Origin of the sequence: Flavobacterium longum (genome assembly GCF_965137575.1) — a bacterium.
Taxonomy (GTDB): domain Bacteria; phylum Bacteroidota; class Bacteroidia; order Flavobacteriales; family Flavobacteriaceae; genus Flavobacterium; species Flavobacterium longum.
Window position 1 is genome coordinate 87,102 of sequence record NZ_CBCRZJ010000007.1, and the last position, 17,544, is coordinate 104,645.

At 48.1% G+C, this 17,544-nt stretch carries 15 protein-coding genes; 8 read left to right on the top strand and 7 right to left on the bottom strand.

Annotated features, from left to right (window positions below; all coding sequences use genetic code 11):
• Nucleotides 1-8: 8 nt before the first annotated feature.
• Nucleotides 9-3,176: a UvrD-helicase domain-containing protein gene (locus tag ACM9J1_RS12340; protein ID WP_415582359.1), complete on the bottom strand. Its 3,168-nt coding sequence runs from the start codon at nucleotides 3,174-3,176 to the stop codon at nucleotides 9-11.
• A gap of 258 nt (nucleotides 3,177-3,434) precedes the next feature.
• Between ACM9J1_RS12340 and ACM9J1_RS12345 the strand changes: the two genes are divergently transcribed.
• On the top strand, nucleotides 3,435-4,043 hold the full coding sequence (locus ACM9J1_RS12345; RefSeq protein WP_415582360.1) for a superoxide dismutase: 609 nt from the start codon (nucleotides 3,435-3,437) through the stop codon (nucleotides 4,041-4,043).
• A gap of 639 nt (nucleotides 4,044-4,682) precedes the next feature.
• Here ACM9J1_RS12345 and ACM9J1_RS12350 read toward each other — a convergent pair.
• The 5 genes from ACM9J1_RS12350 to purN form a co-directional block, all read right to left on the bottom strand.
• Nucleotides 4,683-6,581, bottom strand: a complete 1,899-nt coding sequence (locus ACM9J1_RS12350) for an amidophosphoribosyltransferase (RefSeq protein ID WP_415582361.1) — start codon at nucleotides 6,579-6,581, stop codon at nucleotides 4,683-4,685.
• Nucleotides 6,582-6,758: 177 nt separating this feature from the next.
• Entirely contained in the window at nucleotides 6,759-7,685 is a 927-nt protein-coding gene (locus ACM9J1_RS12355) for a PfkB family carbohydrate kinase (protein WP_415582362.1), read from the bottom strand.
• Between the two features lie 79 nt (nucleotides 7,686-7,764).
• The gene (locus tag ACM9J1_RS12360) at nucleotides 7,765-9,453 is read right to left on the bottom strand and encodes a hypothetical protein (RefSeq protein ID WP_415582363.1); all 1,689 of its coding nucleotides are present in this window, start codon (nucleotides 9,451-9,453) and stop codon (nucleotides 7,765-7,767) included.
• A gap of 51 nt (nucleotides 9,454-9,504) precedes the next feature.
• Nucleotides 9,505-9,984, bottom strand: coding sequence for a ribonuclease HI (gene rnhA, locus ACM9J1_RS12365; protein ID WP_415582364.1), 480 nt, complete (start codon nucleotides 9,982-9,984; stop codon nucleotides 9,505-9,507).
• 3 nt (nucleotides 9,985-9,987) lie between these two features.
• The gene (purN, locus tag ACM9J1_RS12370) at nucleotides 9,988-10,572 is read right to left on the bottom strand and encodes a phosphoribosylglycinamide formyltransferase (protein WP_415582365.1); all 585 of its coding nucleotides are present in this window, start codon (nucleotides 10,570-10,572) and stop codon (nucleotides 9,988-9,990) included.
• A gap of 159 nt (nucleotides 10,573-10,731) precedes the next feature.
• Between purN and ACM9J1_RS12375 the strand changes: the two genes are divergently transcribed.
• From ACM9J1_RS12375 to ACM9J1_RS12400, 6 genes are all read left to right on the top strand, one after another.
• On the top strand, nucleotides 10,732-10,968 hold the full coding sequence (locus ACM9J1_RS12375; protein WP_093141106.1) for an acyl carrier protein: 237 nt from the start codon (nucleotides 10,732-10,734) through the stop codon (nucleotides 10,966-10,968).
• Between the two features lie 160 nt (nucleotides 10,969-11,128).
• The gene (gene fabF, locus ACM9J1_RS12380; RefSeq protein WP_415582366.1) at nucleotides 11,129-12,382 is read left to right on the top strand and encodes a beta-ketoacyl-ACP synthase II; all 1,254 of its coding nucleotides are present in this window, start codon (nucleotides 11,129-11,131) and stop codon (nucleotides 12,380-12,382) included.
• A complete protein-coding gene (rnc, locus tag ACM9J1_RS12385) occupies nucleotides 12,382-13,125 on the top strand; it encodes a ribonuclease III (protein ID WP_415582367.1) in 744 nt (247 codons plus the stop codon). Before fabF ends, rnc begins: the two co-directional genes overlap by 1 nt.
• A gap of 82 nt (nucleotides 13,126-13,207) precedes the next feature.
• On the top strand, nucleotides 13,208-13,738 hold the full coding sequence (locus ACM9J1_RS12390) for an IPExxxVDY family protein (protein ID WP_415582368.1): 531 nt from the start codon (nucleotides 13,208-13,210) through the stop codon (nucleotides 13,736-13,738).
• A 5-nt stretch (nucleotides 13,739-13,743) separates the two neighbouring features.
• Entirely contained in the window at nucleotides 13,744-15,174 is a 1,431-nt protein-coding gene (pyk, locus tag ACM9J1_RS12395; protein ID WP_415582369.1) for a pyruvate kinase, read from the top strand.
• Nucleotides 15,175-15,225: 51 nt separating this feature from the next.
• Entirely contained in the window at nucleotides 15,226-15,918 is a 693-nt protein-coding gene (locus tag ACM9J1_RS12400; RefSeq protein ID WP_415582370.1) for a Bax inhibitor-1/YccA family protein, read from the top strand.
• Nucleotides 15,919-15,950: 32 nt separating this feature from the next.
• On the opposite strand, the gene dinB is transcribed toward ACM9J1_RS12400, so the two are convergent.
• The gene (gene dinB, locus ACM9J1_RS12405; RefSeq protein ID WP_415582371.1) at nucleotides 15,951-17,033 is read right to left on the bottom strand and encodes a DNA polymerase IV; all 1,083 of its coding nucleotides are present in this window, start codon (nucleotides 17,031-17,033) and stop codon (nucleotides 15,951-15,953) included.
• Nucleotides 17,034-17,075: 42 nt separating this feature from the next.
• On the opposite strand from dinB, the gene ACM9J1_RS12410 reads away from it, so the two are divergent.
• The gene (locus ACM9J1_RS12410) at nucleotides 17,076-17,543 is read left to right on the top strand and encodes a CYTH domain-containing protein (protein WP_415582372.1); all 468 of its coding nucleotides are present in this window, start codon (nucleotides 17,076-17,078) and stop codon (nucleotides 17,541-17,543) included.
• The last annotated feature ends 1 nt before the right edge of the window (nucleotide 17,544 follow it).

Genomic DNA, 17,544 nt, shown 5'->3' on the forward strand with positions numbered 1-17,544 from the left:
TTTGAAGGTCACAAATCTACAACATTTACTGTCGCCCCAATATACACCAACACCTTTTTGCTGACGCGGTAACCCATAGATTCCAGCGCATGCTGGTAACTTTCCAACTGTGCAATGTATTTTGGATGGTGCGCGCCGGTTTTGTAATCAAGCAAGTACACTTCCCGTTCTGCGACAAGCACAATCCGGTCAGGTTTTACGGGCGATTGATCTTTGCGGATGATGGTTTTCTCGGAAAGGACTTTGTATTGCCCGGCGTAAAATTCCCTAAGCGATTCATGGCTAATGATCCGGCCGATGGTTTCGTCTATGTCCTGTCGTTGTGCGGCGGTAATCAGTCCGGATTCCACGGCGCGTGTTACGGCAGCGGCAACATCTGCGGCGGTCGCGATGGACGACAAGATTTCATGGACAACATTTCCGTATTCGATTGCTTCCTGCTGTTTTGTGCCCCACATCAACGATTCGCGTTGCGCGATGCGGATTGCGTTTGGTGGTAAAAACGCTGTCAGCACCGGAAGCGGTAATGTGCTTTTTTCCGCAGTTGTTTTCACGGAAAGTCTCGTGGATTTTCCGAAAACATATCGCAATTCCGTTTCGTTGAACAGGTTTTTCTCCATCAGATAGCGGATGAAAAACGAAGACAGGTTATTTTTGGCCGGCATACGTTCTTTGCCAGTCAGATTCATCGCCGAAATCACGAATAATTGTTCTTCGGCACGCGTCAGGGCTACATACAACACGTTGATGTTGTCCAGCAATTCTTCCTGTTTTTTCTGTTTGAACACGGCCGATGCCTCGGAGCCAAAAGCTTCAACGGCCGACGTATTGTCAACCAACACCTTGGGCAATCCCAAAACCGATTCGTCTGAATCCAGCCACAGTTTGTCTTTGGGTTTCAGGGCGAAATTCTCTTCGGCGAATGGGAAAATCACCACCGGAAACTCAAGGCCTTTTGATTTATGAATCGTCATAATCCGTACTGCGTCTGCGTGTTCGGGCGACGGAATACTGAATTTTTCTGCGTTCCGATCCCAATACTCCAAAAATTCAGAAATGCCGCCTTGCGCTTTCATGTCGCGCTCCAGAACAATGTCCAGGAAATATTGCACATATGCATTCCCGGGCGAAACCACGAATCGCGACACGACAAATTCTACGGCTTCATACAATGATTTCTTGCGAATGTCTTGGAATGAAAGCGGCGCATTTGTTTCACCGAATGCAGACAGCCAATCCTCGAATTCCTTTTCATTCACTTTGGCGACGCCCGCCGCAAGGAAATCGTGCAGCGGCATGGTGTCTTGCAAATGCCTGCCGATGTACTGCAGGAAAAGCGCCTTTGATTCTATATCGTTGCCGTTCCTGAGATAGCGCAGCAGGTTCACGATGAACCTTACTTCGGTGGCATTCGCGATGATTAAAGTCTCTGATGAAATTATGGGAATACCGTGGGCCGTTAGGAAATTCGCAACAGCAACGCCATGGTCGCGTTTTCGCGTTAAAACAGCAATCTCGCCGTACGAAAACCCTTGGTCACGGCAACGCGAAATCGTTTCGAAAACAGCGTTGACATACAAATCTTCCTTGTCGATTGGTTCTTCTTCGTCCACGTCTTTCGGGATAAACTGCAGTTCTACGTAACCGCCGGTTTTGTCGTTGACTTGTTGGCGGGAACGATTTTCATACAAATCACGATAGTCTTCGTGCTCGAACTCGCCCGACAGGAACCTGAAAAAATCATTGTTGAAATCTACGACCTGTGAATAGCTGCGGTGGTTGCGCCCAAGGGTGAACAATTCCTTTTCAGGATTATTGAACGGATTGTGCGTCTTGGAAAGCGCGATGAACTGTTCGGCCTTGCCGCCGCGCCAACGGTAAATGGATTGTTTCGGGTCGCCGACGATCATGAGCGAACCGCGCCGGCCGTCCAAATCTTCTGACGACAGCGCATTATCGATGAGCGGAATCAAGTTTTGCCATTGCAATTCGGAAGTATCTTGAAACTCGTCGATAAAGAAATGCCGGTATTTTTCGCCCATGCGCTCGTAAATGAAAGGCGCGGGCTGGTTCTGGATGTGCTCGTAAATGAGTTTGTTGAATTCGGCGATAGACAAAATCTGTTGTTCCTGCTGGATGCGCGTGAGCTCGGCGTTGACCGTATTAAGCAAAGACAGCGGCGTAATATTCTTGAGGAATGCCCGGTAAAAACCCAGCTTTTCGTAGTTGCGGTAGATCTGGCCCAAAATGTCGAGCCACGACGGAATAAGGTTTTCGATCAAGCTGCGGTCTGCAGCGGTTTTGTTGATCGCGATCTCATCAGGCGCCGAATAGCGTTTATCGTTGATCTCACGGGCGATGACGCTGCGGATGTGGTTGGGAAAAGTGCCGCGGGAAAAAGACGCCGGATTGATGCCGTTTCGCTCGATGGATTCCCAAATTTCGACGGCGAGGCTGGCGCTGGCGAGTTCCAATTTCTCGACTTCGCCTGAAAGTTGCGCCTTAATCTTCATAAACTCCGGGATTTCTCGGCCTTTAAAATGTTGGAGTTCGTTGCGGTTGTTGTCGTTGAGGATGAGCTTTCCGGTTTCTGCAATCTCGCGAGAGATGTCCCAGCTTTTGTCGTCGTCTGTTTTTTCCATGGTGAAATCCACGAGCAAATCGGTAAGCGTCGGGTTTTCTCCGGCCTGGGCGATGAGCGCATCGACGGCTTCGGCCACGAGGTTTTCGGTGTCGAGCGACACGTCGAACGTTGTGGGCAGGTTTAAATCATGGGCGAATGTCCGGATGACACGGTGCGTGAATTTATCGATGGTGGAAATGTCAAACGCCGCATAATTGTGGATGATGTGCCGGATGATGCTGCGCGATTTGGACTGGATTTCCTGTAGCGGCAGTTTGGCTTCTGCAGCGATGTCGCGCATGAGGTTCTGGGCCTTTTCGGACGGTTGCTCTTTTGCGAATTCCGACAAACTGCCCACGATACGGCTTTTCATTTCGTGGACGGCCTTGTTGGTGAATGTTATGGCGAGAATGTTCCGGTAAGTATCTTCCTGCGCCGAAGTCAGGATAATCTTGAGGTATTCCTTCACCAAGGCGTACGTTTTCCCCGATCCGGCCGATGCGTCGTAAATGGAAAATGCGGGGCGTCGGCCCGGTCGTTCGTCTTGGATCATTGGTTTGTGAAAGTTAACTCGGAAGCCCTAGCCCGGATGGACGCGGATAGCCTTTTGAACAAAACCGCGCCATTTTGCACCTTTGGAACGGCGACCAACGGAAGCCGAAAACGAAGGTTGGAAAATGCGGTGTTTGTGAAAAAGCTATGAGCAAACAGCCGGAACAAGCTTCTTAAAAAATTTCCCAACAAGGAAATCATTCCAAAGTTAAATGTTTAAATTTGAATAAAATATTTATAAACCAATAAACGAACTATCATGGCTTTTGAATTACCGAAATTACCTTACGCCTATGATGCGCTGGAACCGCATATTGATGCGCGCACCATGGAAATACACCATACCAAACACCATAATGCCTACACGACCAACCTCAACGCGGCCATTGCCGGAACCGATCTTGAGGGCAAGACCATCGAAAATTTATTGATCAACCTGGACAAGTCAAACGCCGCGGTACGCAACAACGGCGGCGGCTTTTACAACCACAATTTGTTTTGGAAAGTGATGTCGCCAAACGGCGGCGGCGAACCGAAAGGCGATTTGATGGCGGCCATTGAGCGCGATTTTGGTTCGTTTGAGGAGTTCAAGGCGAAGTTCGCGAAAGCAGCTACGACACAATTTGGCTCTGGCTGGGCTTGGCTGTGTGTACACCAAGGTGGAAAATTGGAAATCTGTGCTACGCCCAACCAAGACAACCCGTTAATGCCTGGTATTGGCTGTGAAGGAACGCCGATCTTGGGCTTGGATGTTTGGGAACACGCGTATTATTTGAACTACCAGAACCGCCGTCCGGATTATATTACTGCGTTTTTTAACGTGATCAATTGGGAGGAAGTGACCAGAAGGTACGCGACGGAGAAATAAAAAGCGTAAAAGACCGCTGCGCTGAAAGAAGAAAGACTTGGCGTAATCCGAACTAAAAAAGCGAATCAACATAATTGATTCGCTTTTTTAGTTTCTGTACTCTTTCAGCGCAGCGGTCTGTCTTCTTTCAACGAAGTGGTCTTTCTTCTTTCAGCGCAGCGGTCTTTCCTCTTTCAACGAAGTGGTCTTTCTTCTTTCAACGAAGTGGTCTTTCGACAAAATAAAAAAGGTGGAATTTCTTCCACCCTTTTTGCCCCAAATCTACCATAAACTTAACCTACTAATGCTATGGTGGTTCAAATGTATAGCGAGGCTTCGCTGCCACAAAATTTTTTAGATGAACTACCTGAAAAAACGTTAACAAACCTATTTGTGTTAAAATTAGGTCGAAAACCGCTCTTTTTAGCAGTTTTAAAATGAAAAATCCGGGCAGGAAATCTGCCCGGATTTTTTATATGTTTTGCGCTGTGTATCAAATAAAAAAGGTGAAGTAAACTTCACCCTTTTTGCCCCAAATCTACCATAAACTTAACCTACTAATGCTATGGTGATTCAAATGTATATGGACAGGTATTTGTTAACAAAATTATTCGGCGAAATGCACCAAAATCCGATTAAATGCGCTTTTGACCGATTTTCTTAGTACGCACGGGCATTTTTGCCCTCGTAAAAGTTCATAAATGCCCTGTTTACCACGCGGTTACCGCCCGGTGTCGGGTAGTTTCCGGTGAAATACCAATCGCCTAGATTTTTAGGACAGGCTTTGTGCAGGTTCTCGACGGTTTGGAAGATGATTTTCACTTCAGCGTTGATATCTGCGGAACTCAGCATTTGTGCGATTTTATCTGAAATTTCCTGATCGGTGAACGGCGCGTAGATTTCGTTGACGTAATTCACAACATCAGCATCCTTGAATTTCTCCTGCGCTTTGCATTTGACATAGACTTCATCGACCAGATGATACATCTTGCGCTCGCGCAGCAGTTCGAGCGCCGCATTAAAAGCGACCAATCCTTCTAACTTGGCCATGTCAATCCCGTAACAGTCCGGATACCGGATTTGTGGTGCCGACGATACAATGACGATGCGCTTGGGCTTTAACCGGTCGAGCATTTTAATGATGGACATCTTTAAGGTCGTGCCGCGCACGATGCTGTCGTCGATGATGACTAGGTTGTCTTCAGGTTTTATGACGCCGTAAGTCACGTCATATACGTGCGCCACTAAATCATCACGGCTGGAATCTTCCGTGATGAATGTCCGGAGTTTGGCGTCCTTGATGGCAATTTTCTCCGTCCGGATTTTTACCGACAACAATTCCTCTAACGATTCCTTGGTTAATGTCTTGCGATTCTTCAGGATGTCATCATTCTTCCGATGGTTCAGAAAATCATTGGCGGCTTCTACCATACCGAAGAACGACACTTCGGCCGTGTTCGGGATGTAGGAGAAAACGGTGTTGTCTGTGTCATTGTCAATGGCTTCCAAAACCTGCGGCAAGACAAGTTTCCCCAATTCCTTGCGCTCTTGGTAGATTTCAGCATCGCTGCCACGGGAAAAATATATCCGCTCGAACGAACACGCTTTTTTGTCGGTGGCCGGAATGATTTCTTCTTCGGACGTGTTGCCGCTTTTCTTGATGACCAGCGCATGGCCGGGCTGCAGTTCCTTGACACGTTGGTAGTCTACATTGAACACCGTCTGAATGACCGGGCGTTCCGATGCCACCGTCACGATTTCGTCGTCTTCATAATAATAGGCCGGACGGATTCCCGCCGGATCGCGGAACACGAACGCGTCGCCGTGACCGAACAATCCAGCCATGGCATAGCCGCCGTCCCAGCCCTTGGAAGCTTTTTTTAAAATCCGGACGATGTCAAGTTTTTCGGCAATGACGGGCGAGGCTTCGCGCTTGGACAGGCCATTTTGCTTGCATTCCTGGTATAAATCGGTCACCGCATCATCCAGAAAATGGCCTATTTTTTCCATCACGGTCACGGTATCGGCCATTTCTTTCGGATGCTGGCCCAGCTCCACCAAACTGGCAAACAGTTCGGCTACATTGGTCATGTTGAAATTGCCTGCTACAATCAAGTTTCGGTGCATCCAGTTGTTCTGGCGCAAAAACGGATGAACGCTTTCAATGCTGTTCTTCCCGAACGTTCCGTAACGAACATGCCCGAGAAACAGCTCGCCGATGTAGGGCAGGTTTTTCTTTTGGAGCGCGACGTTGTCTGCATATTCAGGATGCGACTCCATTTCCTCATTGATGCGCCCGTTGATTTGCGCGAAAATGTCCTGAATGGGTTGTGCGTCATTGGAACGGATGCGGCTGATGTAACGCTCGCCCGGTTCCATATCGAATTTGATGCTCGCGAATCCGGCGCCGTCCTGGCCGCGGTTGTGCTGCTTTTCCATGAGCAAGTACATTTTCTGTATGCCATAGAAAGCGGAGCCGTATTTTTCCTTGTAAAATTCCAGCGGTTTTTTGAGCCTTAAAAAGGCGATGCCGCATTCGTGGTTGAGTTTGTCGCTCATTGTCGTGTTGTTGTGTTGTTGTCGAATGTCGAACGATTATAGTCGCAAAATTAATCATCGCTCGTCGCACTTGCGTCGAAATTGCTTTTTATTTAACTGCCTAAGGTCATTTGATATTCGACGTTCGACATTTGACTTTTTAATATAAAAAAAGCCCCGGATTTCCGAGGCATACTTTTATTCCAATTCGATTTCAAACTGCGTGAGCGCGCGGAATTTCTTGAGCCTTTCTACGGCTTCCTCGCGGGTGAGGTTTTCCATCCGTTCGGTGCCGAATTTCTCGACGCAGAACGAAGCGAGGTTCGATCCGTAAATGATGGCGTTCTTCGTGTTCTTGAACGAGATGTTTTCGCTTTGCGCCAAATAGCCCGCAAAACCGCCCGCAAACGTATCGCCTGCACCGGTTGGGTCAAAAACTTCTTCCAGCGGAAGCGCCGGCGCGAAAAACACGTCTTTATCATGGAACAACAGTGCGCCATGTTCGCCTTTCTTGATGACGACATATTTCGGCCCCATCGTGTGGATTTTCGCCGCAGCTTTCACCAATGAATATTCGCCCGACAATTGGCGCGCTTCCTCATCGTTAATCGTAATCACGTCGATGCGCTTCATGACGGCGTGCAATTCTTCGAGTGCGCAGTCCATCCAGAAATTCATCGTGTCCAACACGACGAGTTTCGGCTTGACCGTCATTTGATCGAGCACACTGGCCTGTACGAGCGGATGCAGGTTGCCCAACATGACCACTTCGGCGTCCTTGAAATTCTCGGGCACTTTCGGCTGGAAATCGGCGAGTGTGTTCAATTCGGTAACCAATGTATCGCGCGAGTTCAAATCATTGTGGTATTTGCCGCTCCAAAAGAACGTCTTGCCGCCTTTGACGACTTCAATGGCCGAAATGTCTATGCCCTTTTTTTCCATCATGTCGAGATATTCCTGTGGAAAATCATCGCCCACGACCGAAACGATGGCCGGTTTCAAATGGAAAAACGAAGCGGAAAGCCCGATGTATGTGCCCGCGCCGCCCAATATCTTGTCGGTTTTGCCAAATGGCGTTTCGATGGCGTCGAAAGCAACAGTACCAACAATGAGTAATTTGTTCATTCAGAGGGAATTTTTAAAGGCGCAAAGATACGTCAACTGTTTGACAGTTGCAACCCTCAAAACGGGTGGAAAAGCAAAGTCATTTTTCGTAAAATTCCCATTCGTCGGTGAGCTTTGTGATCAGGTTGAACTTTTCATTGTAATATTTGTCCCACTCTTCAGGGCTTTCTTTGTTGTATTCCGACACAATAAAATTGCCATTGTCCATAATAAATCCATTCGGATTGTTGAACATGAAGGTCATCCTTAAAACCATTTGTTCATTGTTGCCGCAGGACTTATCGAGATACAAGTTGCCTTTGTAGATGTGGAAACACGCGCTTGGAAAATTCCTGTGGTTCGGGCTCCGTTTCATGTCATATTCCTGCGCCTCGTATTTTTTTTCAAGCAATCCGATCAATTCTTTTAAACCCTCCGGCTTTTGTTGTACGGCATGCCTGATGATGACATTGTAATCGGGCGATGTGACCAAAGTCGTGTCATTCTTCATGAAAACGCCGATTCTTTCTTCTGTCGGAAAGCCTTCCCGTTTGAGCAATTCGGCCAATTTGCCGGTCACGCGCGCCGTGGTTTCGTAAAGGATTTGCGGTTCTTTGCGGTTTTCAAGTCCGTAATCGTTTTGGTCTTCGCGAACCAATGCGTCAACTTCCACTTTTAAATGTTCATCTTGTTTGCTGATGGCCAATTTGGAAAGGGAATCATATTTTACGCAAAACGTTTTCCATTGCGGATTTTTGCGCATGCCGTCAAATAGCTTCGCTTTGAAATAAGACAGTCCCACACCTTTCGTTGCAAGTTTTTCACTCCAGGTAAAAGCGGACTTCATGTCTCGGGATAAAATGAAAACCCGAATGGCGTTGTGGATGTCGCGCGCAAACAACGTCGGGTATTTTTGCGCCAATGCGGCGTACGTTTCTTTCGCTTTTGCATATTGCCGCATCAAAATGTAACCTTCGGCCTTCTCAGTAAATTGGTAATATTCGGGCGCGGGCTTTTCGGGTTTCGGATTGTTGACTTGCACATTCTTTTCAATAATCCTGACAAAACGCGGTGCATCCTTGGCTCGTTTTGGCCGTGATTTACCCGATACTGCCGGACCGAAAAACAGTTTGCCCAAATCATATATTTCGGCATAACAGCTAAACCGGGCTAACGCAAAGACTGATTTTTCATTGACCTTGCATCTGATGGAAAAGTTTTTCCTGTTTCCGCCGAAACCTTGCCTGTAAATCAATTTCTTAAAGTAAAAGGCCGGCAATGAGTCGAGTACAATGGCATCTTTCCTGACGTGGTTTTTATAAGTCGTGATGAAACTACCCGGCCTGAAAGTCACCTTGAATAACGAATCTTTTATTTCCCCGATAAAAATTTCGGTTTTTTCGCTGGCGCCATCCATTTCAACGATATTCCAGCCGCCGGAAAAACTGCCCGTGATTTCGGCGATGCTGTCTTTCGGATTAAAAGTGCATCGCTCAATGGTAAGTTCATGGAAATAAATCGAATAATCTTCAATGTAAGTAACGGTCCTTTTGTCTTCCGCCGAAAATTCCAACCCGTAATTGATGATCCCTTTATAATCTTTAGTGTCCACGAAAAAGGGTATCGTATCTCGACTCCCGAAAGTCAGATGATCCCATAAATCATATGTATTGACGCCGATTTGGTGCGCGTTGAAATCTTTTTGGGTAAAGGTTTTCAGTTTAGGTTTTTCCTGTCCGGTACCGGCAATGACAACAAGCATGGCCAATAAAAGAATCAGTTTCTGCATCGTAAGATTTTGATTGTTATTACAGAAACGGGAAACGGTGAAAATATTGTATTAAAGGAGCTTGTCTTCGCTGGATTCATAAACCGCATCGATGGAAAGCTGCGGCAGGTTTGACGCCATCACGGCCAATGCATCACAGCGTTCATTCTGCGGGTGGTTGTTGTGGCCTTTGATCCATTTGAATTCAACTTGGTGCTGGCGGTAGATTTTAAGGAAACGCTGCCACAAATCTGGGTTCTTTTTGCCGGCAAAACCTTTCTTTTCCCATCCAAAAACCCAACCTTTCTGTACGGCATCGACCACATATTTGGAATCTGAAGTGACGAGTACCCGCGTGCCAGGTTTGATGAGTTTCTCCAACCCGACGATCACGGCCAGAAGCTCCATGCGGTTGTTGGTGGTCAGCCGGAAACCTTCATAAAATTCTTTCCGATAATCGCTCCCGACCTTTTCCATGACGACGCCGTATCCGCCTGGTCCGGGATTTCCCTTGGCTGCGCCGTCGGTATAGATGTGCACGTCGTGGATCATTGATTAGGCGATGGTTCGATTCGATGGTTCGACGAGAAGATGTTCGATTACCCTTGGAAAATGATCGTGCTCGAGTTGTTGCACTTTTGCTGATATTTCCTCACAAGTCTCGGTGCCGTTAAGCGCTACCGATTGTTGGAAAATGATGTCGCCTTCGTCGTAATGCGCATCTACGTAATGGATGGTAATGCCCGTTTCGGACTCGTTGTTGTCGCGAACCGCGCGGTGCACATGCATGCCATACATGCCTTTCCCTCCATATTTGGGAAGCAACGCCGGATGGATGTTGATGATTTGGTTCGGATACTGGGCGATGATGGTTTCCGGGAACTGGAGCAGGAAACCGGCCAGCACGATTAGATCGGGTTTAATGCGGTTAACGGCCGATAGTACACTCCCATCGTTCAATTCTGTTTTAGTGAAAACGATACGCGCCACGCCGTAGCGTTCGGCCTTATCCAGAACGCCTGCATCCGCTTTGTTGGATAGCACGGCGGCCACTTCAACCGAAGTGTTTTCGGCAAAATGACGAATGATGTTTTCGGCGTTAGAACCCGCGCCGGAAGCAAATATGACTAGGCGTTTCATCTGGTCTGCAAAAGTATGGCATAATCTGCCCGAGCACTAAATTTAATGCGCTTTTCTGAAATTATTTTTTTACCTTAGTGCACATTTATTTACTAACTCGTGGTTTTAAAATAAAGTTTTTTATTTTTGCCATCAATTTAAAATTAAAAAATAGAAATTATGTCAGACATTGCATCACGCGTTAAGGCGATTATTGTAGACAAATTGGGCGTTGACGAAAACGAAGTGGTAAACGAGGCAAGCTTCACCAACGATCTTGGTGCCGATTCATTAGACACTGTTGAGCTGATCATGGAGTTCGAGAAAGAATTCGACATCCAAATCCCAGACGATCAAGCTGAGAACATTGCAACTGTTGGCCAAGCGATTTCTTACATCGAAGAAGCTAAAAAATAATACACTTACACCCGTAAACTTCCTGTTTATGGGTGTTTTGTTTTTTATTGGAATCCAGATTGATCCAACCACAAGATATTGATGCAATGCCCATGTTTTCTTTGTAACCATAAAGCTAACATGGGTTTTGCTTCTTAAAAAGACAACTAAAATTAAAAGTATGGAATTAAGGCGAGTTGTAGTGACGGGTTTAGGTGCCCTGACGCCCATCGGGAACAATATCCAGGAATACTGGGATGGATTGATCAATGGACGAAGCGGCGCAGCGCCAATTACGTATTACGATACCGAAAAGCACAAAACCAAATTTGCCTGCGAAGTCAAAGGCTTCAATATTGAAGACTACATGGACCGAAAGGAATCCCGCAGGCTGGATAAATTCTCGCATTACGCCATCGCCTCGAGCGACGAAGCCATCAAGGACGCCGGATTGACGCCAGACAATGTAGACAAATACAAAGTCGGGGTAATCTGGGGCGCCGGGATTGGCGGTCTGGAAACGTTCCAAGAGGAAGTGATTTCGTATGCCAAAGGCGACGGAACACCTAAATTCAACCCTTTCTTCATCCCGAAAATGATTGCCGATATCGCCCCGGCGCACATCTCGATGCGCAACGGCTATATGGGTCCGAATTATACTACTGTTTCTGCCTGTGCGTCGTCGGCGAATGCGCTTATTGATGCTTTCAATTACATCCGTTTGGGTATGTGCGATGTCATCATTTCCGGCGGATCGGAAGCAGCCATTACCATTGCCGGCATGGGCGGATTCAATTCCATGCACGCCTTGTCAACCCGAAACGAAAGTCCGCAGACGGCTTCACGCCCGTTTGACGCCACCCGTGACGGATTTGTACTTGGCGAAGGTGCCGGCGCGTTGGTGCTCGAAGAATACGAACACGCCAAAAAACGCGGCGCGAAAATTTACTGCGAAATCGGCGGCGGCGGCCTGTCTTCGGATGCATATCACTTGACTGCACCGCATCCCGACGGCATCGGTGTCATCGCTGTTATGAACAACTGCTTGCGCGATGCTGGCATGAAGCCAGAAGATGTAGAGCACATCAACACGCACGGCACGTCCACTCCGCTGGGTGACGTGGCCGAACTCAAAGCCATCAGCGCGGTGTTCGGCGACCATGCCAAAAACATCAACATCAACTCGACCAAATCGATGACCGGGCACTTGCTCGGAGCGGCCGGTGCCATTGAAGCCATTGCATCCATCCTGGCCATTCACCACGGCATCATTCCGCCGACGATTAACCATGAAGTGGTCGATGAGAATATTGACCCTTCGCTGAACCTGACACTCAACAAGCCGCAAAAGCGAGACATCAAAGTGGCCATGAGCAACACCTTTGGTTTCGGCGGACACAATGCCTGTGTGCTGTTTAAGAAATTAGAGGCATAATGGGGTTCATCAATAAAATATTATTTTCAAAATCCCGTTCCCATGAAGACGGGATTTTTTTTAGCGACCTCAAGAAAATTCTGGGCTTTGACCCAATCAATACCGATTATTACAAAAAAGCATTTACGCACCGATCGTCCAACAAGTTGGATGAAAAAGGCAATCCCATCAATTATGAACGCCTTGAATTCTTGGGCGATGCCATGCTCGGGTCGGTGATTGCGGCCCACTTGTTCAGCAAAGCGCCGGGCGGCGACGAAGGCTACCTCACGAAGATGCGCTCGAAAATCGTCAGCCGCGAACACCTCAACGAACTCGGCCGCGACCTGAATTTGGCCAAGTTCATAGAAAGTAAAATTCCCCTGGCCCATTTCGGCGAGAACATCCACGGAAACGTATTTGAAGCGCTCATCGGGGCAATTTACCTGGATCGCGGCTACCTGTTTTGCGAGAAATTCATCCATACGCGCGTCATCATCCCTTATGTCGACATCGCGAAACTGGAAGGCAAAGTCATCAGCTACAAGAGTTTGTTGATTGAATGGTGCCAGAAGGAAAAGAAACATTTCCACTACGACGTGTTCGAGGACAATGCGCTCGACGGCCAACGGCTCTATGGCGTGAAGCTCAGCATCAACGGAAAAGTAATTGCGAAGGCGCGCGCCACGTCCAAGAAAAAAGCGGAGGAGAAAGCGTCACAACGGGCGTATTTTGCATTTCAGGAAAAAATTAACAGAAAATAATAGAATACTTTCAAAAGCTATATCGTTTTCGTTAATAAATAAACGTTAACAAGCCTTCTCCGCCAGATTTTCTGCCCTATAAATGCTATATTTACGGCTTATTTCCGAGAAAATGGCCATCCACCGGTTAAGCATCGACGAATTCGACGAAATCAATTACGAGCTTATCGCAATCCACACGTCTTTAGAGGATTACCGGCTGGCGTATTTCATCAATCAAAAGTTGCCGGTATTGCTCAGCAAGAATCCAGACGAAATCCCGGCACGCCACAAGGAAGGCGACACCTGGTTTTCAAGATTTACCTTCGAGCAACCCGAACAGGAAGTCGCGTGGAATCTTATCCAGAACAAAACCGAGATCAAAGTGCCACGCAAAAAAGCGTCTTCCGGCGATTTGTTCAGCGATGGATCGGGAACATTGTCTGTGGCGGAAGTGACGGCAAGACTGTATCTTTTACCAGAATTCAAAAAGGTCGACTACTTCCTGAAAATCGAAAATGCTGCTGAAAATTCCGAAGAAATTATCGGGAAACTACATACCATTGACCGCGTCTCGACCGTTTACACGATAGACGTCGGCCAATTAAAATCCAAGAACAACCTAATTTTCTAGAATACATGCCTACGACCAAAAAAACTAAAATTGTTGCTACACTCGGCCCGGCCTGCAGCACGCGTGAAGTGCTCAAGGACATGATTGACGCTGGCGTGAACGTGTTCAGGGTTAACTTTTCGCACGCTGATTATGACGACGTCAAACAACGCATCGACATCATCCGAAGCCTCAATGAAGAATTTAACTATACCACCGGAATCCTGGCCGATTTGCAAGGCCCGAAACTCCGCGTGGGCGTGATGAAAGAAGACATCGTAGTCCACAACGGCGACCTGATTACTTTCCAAACCGCCGAAGACGTGCCCGGAACCGCCGAGCGCGTGTACATGAACTACAAGGAATTCCCGAAAGACGTTAACCCGGGCGAGCGCATCTTGCTGGACGACGGCAAACTCATCTTCGAAGCCGTGGAAACCAACGGGAAAGATGAAGTGCTGTGCCGCGTGGTCCAAGGCGGCCCGTTGAAATCCAAAAAAGGCGTCAACCTGCCGAATACGAAAGTATCGCTGCCGGCCTTGACGCAAAAAGACATCAAAGACGCGCTTTTCGCGATCGAACAACAAGTGGACTGGATTGCGTTATCTTTCGTGCGCACGCCGAAAGACCTGGAAGAATTGCAGGACTTGATTGCAAAACATTCGGAACACAAAATCCCAATTGTTGCAAAGATTGAGAAACCAGAAGCCATTGAAAACATCGACAAGATTGTTGCATTTTGTGACGGCCTGATGGTCGCCCGCGGCGATTTGGGTGTCGAAATTCCCGCGCACGAAGTACCGCTCATCCAGAAGAAACTGGTGAACCGCGCCAAGACCGCGCGTATTCCGGTGATTATCGCAACACAAATGATGGAAACGATGATTACCAGCCTTACGCCCACACGTGCCGAAGTGAATGACGTGGCCAATTCGGTCATGGACGGCGCCGATGCGGTAATGCTCTCGGGCGAAACTTCCGTAGGCAACTACCCGGTGCAAGTCATCCGCAAAATGACTGAAATCATTGAAGCTGTTGAAGATTCACCGCTGATACAGGTGCCGCAGAATACGCCGCAAATCCGGACCAAGCGTTTCATCACCAAGGCCATTTGCCACCACGCCGCCATGATGGCCAACGTCATCCGGGCCAAAGCGATTTGCACGCTCACCAACAGCGGTTACACAGCGTTCCAGATTTCTGCCTGGCGTCCTTCTGCGCACATCCTGGTGTTTACGTCGAACCGACGCATCCTGACGCAATTGAACTTGCTCTGGGGCGTAAAATCGTTTTACTACGACAAGTTCGTCAGCACGGACGACACCGTGACCGACATCAACCAAATGGCGCGCGACAGTGGGTTTGTGTCCAAAGGCGAATTCCTGATCAACCTGGCCGCCATGCCGGTGGCAGACAAAGGCATGGTGAACACGTTGCGCGTTTCGGAAATTGAATAGTTGCCATTTGGCAAAAAACAATTACTTTAGGCCACATAAAAATTCAATCTCATGGAAGAACAAAGCACTTTGATTGCCTACGCGTCCGACCTCGAAAAAGCGTCGTTCTACAAGAAAACATACCTTCATGTAGCGCTTGCTATCCTGGCGTTTATCGTGGTGGAAACGATCCTAATGAACGTTGTGCCCACTGAGGCCATCCTTTGGATGATCAGCGGTAAATTTCTATGGTTATTCCTGATCGGGCTATTCTGGCTCGGGTCGATCCTAGCCGATCGATTGACGTTTCATCCTTCGCGTGAACAACAATATTTAGGGCTTGGGTTGTATGTCCTGCTCGAAGCCATTATTTTTCTGCCGATGATCACCATCGCGTGGATTTACAGTGGCGGCGGCGACATGATCCTGCAAGCTGCCGGCATTACGATGTTCATGTTCGTCGGATTGACAGCTGTGGTTTTCATCACAAAGGCAGACTTTTCGTTCCTGCGTACCGTATTGGTGATTGGCGGATTTGTGGCGCTGGGCGTCATTGTCATGGGCGCGATTTTCGGCTGGAACCTAGGCCTGTGGTTTTCCACTGCCATGGTTATTCTAGCGGTAACAAGCATCCTATATCAGACGCACCAACTCCGCAATGATTACCATACCGGACAATACGTGGGCGCGGCGTTGAAGCTTTTTGCATCCGTCATGCTGTTATTCTGGTACATTCTCCGGATTCTGATGAGCAGAAGAAACTAATAAGAGAACCGGCCGAGTGCCGGTTTTTTTTGCTAAAATTCAAACCTCAATTGCACGACCACGGTCTTTCGCTCTTCGTTATTGAGGTTGCTGAGCGATATGCCCAGTAAACGTACGGAGTCTTTCATTCGTTCTTGATAAAGCAATTCAGTAGCGGTTTCCAGGATCAACCCTTTGTCCGAAATAAAATACGGCAACGTCTTGCTTCGCGTCTGCAGCGTAAAATCAGAATATTTTATCTTCAGCGTAACCGTTTTTCCGGCCAGTTCGTAACGTTTCAAGCGTTTGGCCAATTGTTCGGCGATGGCCTGCAACTGTTCCTGCATGTAGATTTCCGATGACAGATTCTCATTGAACGTATGTTCCGCAGCGACCGATTTGGTAGTCCGTTCCGGCTTGACTTCACTGTTGTGGATGCCGCGCACCGCGTAATAATAATATGTTCCGGATTTTCCAAAATGCTTCTCGAGGAATTCGAGCGATTGCGCTTTCAGGTCTGCACCGGTGAAAATGCCGAGTTGGTACATGCGTTCGGTGGTAACTTTTCCGACACCGTAGAATTTCTTGATGGGCAATTGCTCCAGGAAGCTTTCCACCTCGTCCGGTCCAATGGTTTTCTGCCCGTTGGGCTTGTTGACATCAGAAGCAATCTTGGCGACGAACTTATTGACCGAAATTCCCGCCGAAGCCGTCAGCCCTGTTTCGGCCAGGATGCGTTCCCGAATTTCTTTTGCAATCAATGACGCGCTCGGATTTCCTTTCTTGTTCTGGGTAACGTCAAGATAGGCTTCGTCTAAAGACAGTGGTTCGACCAGATCCGTAAACTCGTGAAATATCTGCCTGATTTTATTCGAAACTTCCTTGTATCGGTCAAAACGCGGACGAACGAAAATCAAATCAGGGCAATATTTCTTGGCCAGTACGCCGCTCAGAGCGCTCCGGACACCGAATTTACGTGCTTCGTAGCTGGCCGCCGACACCACGCCGCGCGTTTCAGATCCACCGACGGCCACGGGTTTCCCGCGCAACTCAGGGTTGTCGAGTTGTTCCACCGACGCGTAGAAGGCGTCCATGTCTACGTGGATGATTTTCCGCTGCGGCTTTTCTTCGGACATGCACAAATTTAATAACTTTAACCCACGACAATTGCGCTTGCCATGGTAGAAATCGAACGGAAATTTTTGGTCGCCTCAGACGCTTTCAAGGCCGATGCGGTCCGCAAACAACACATCGCGCAGGGTTATCTGAATTCGCACCCGGAACGTACGGTGCGCGTCAGGATCAAGGGCGAAGCGGGTTTTATGACCGTCAAGGGAAAATCAAACGACAGCGGCACGACGCGGTTGGAGTGGGAAACGGAACTATCGCTCACCGAAGCACGGCCTTTGTTGGCCATTTGTGAAGAAGGCATCATCGACAAAATCAGGTACGAAATTCCGGTGGGCAAGCATCTCTTCGAGGTCGATGAATTCTTTGGGGAAAACCAAGGGCTGATTATGGCCGAAATCGAACTTTCCACCGAAGATGAAGATTTCGTCAAGCCGTCTTGGCTGGGCACGGAAGTTACCGCCGATGTGCGTTATTACAACGCCTATCTGGCGAAAAACCCTTACAAATCCTGGTAAT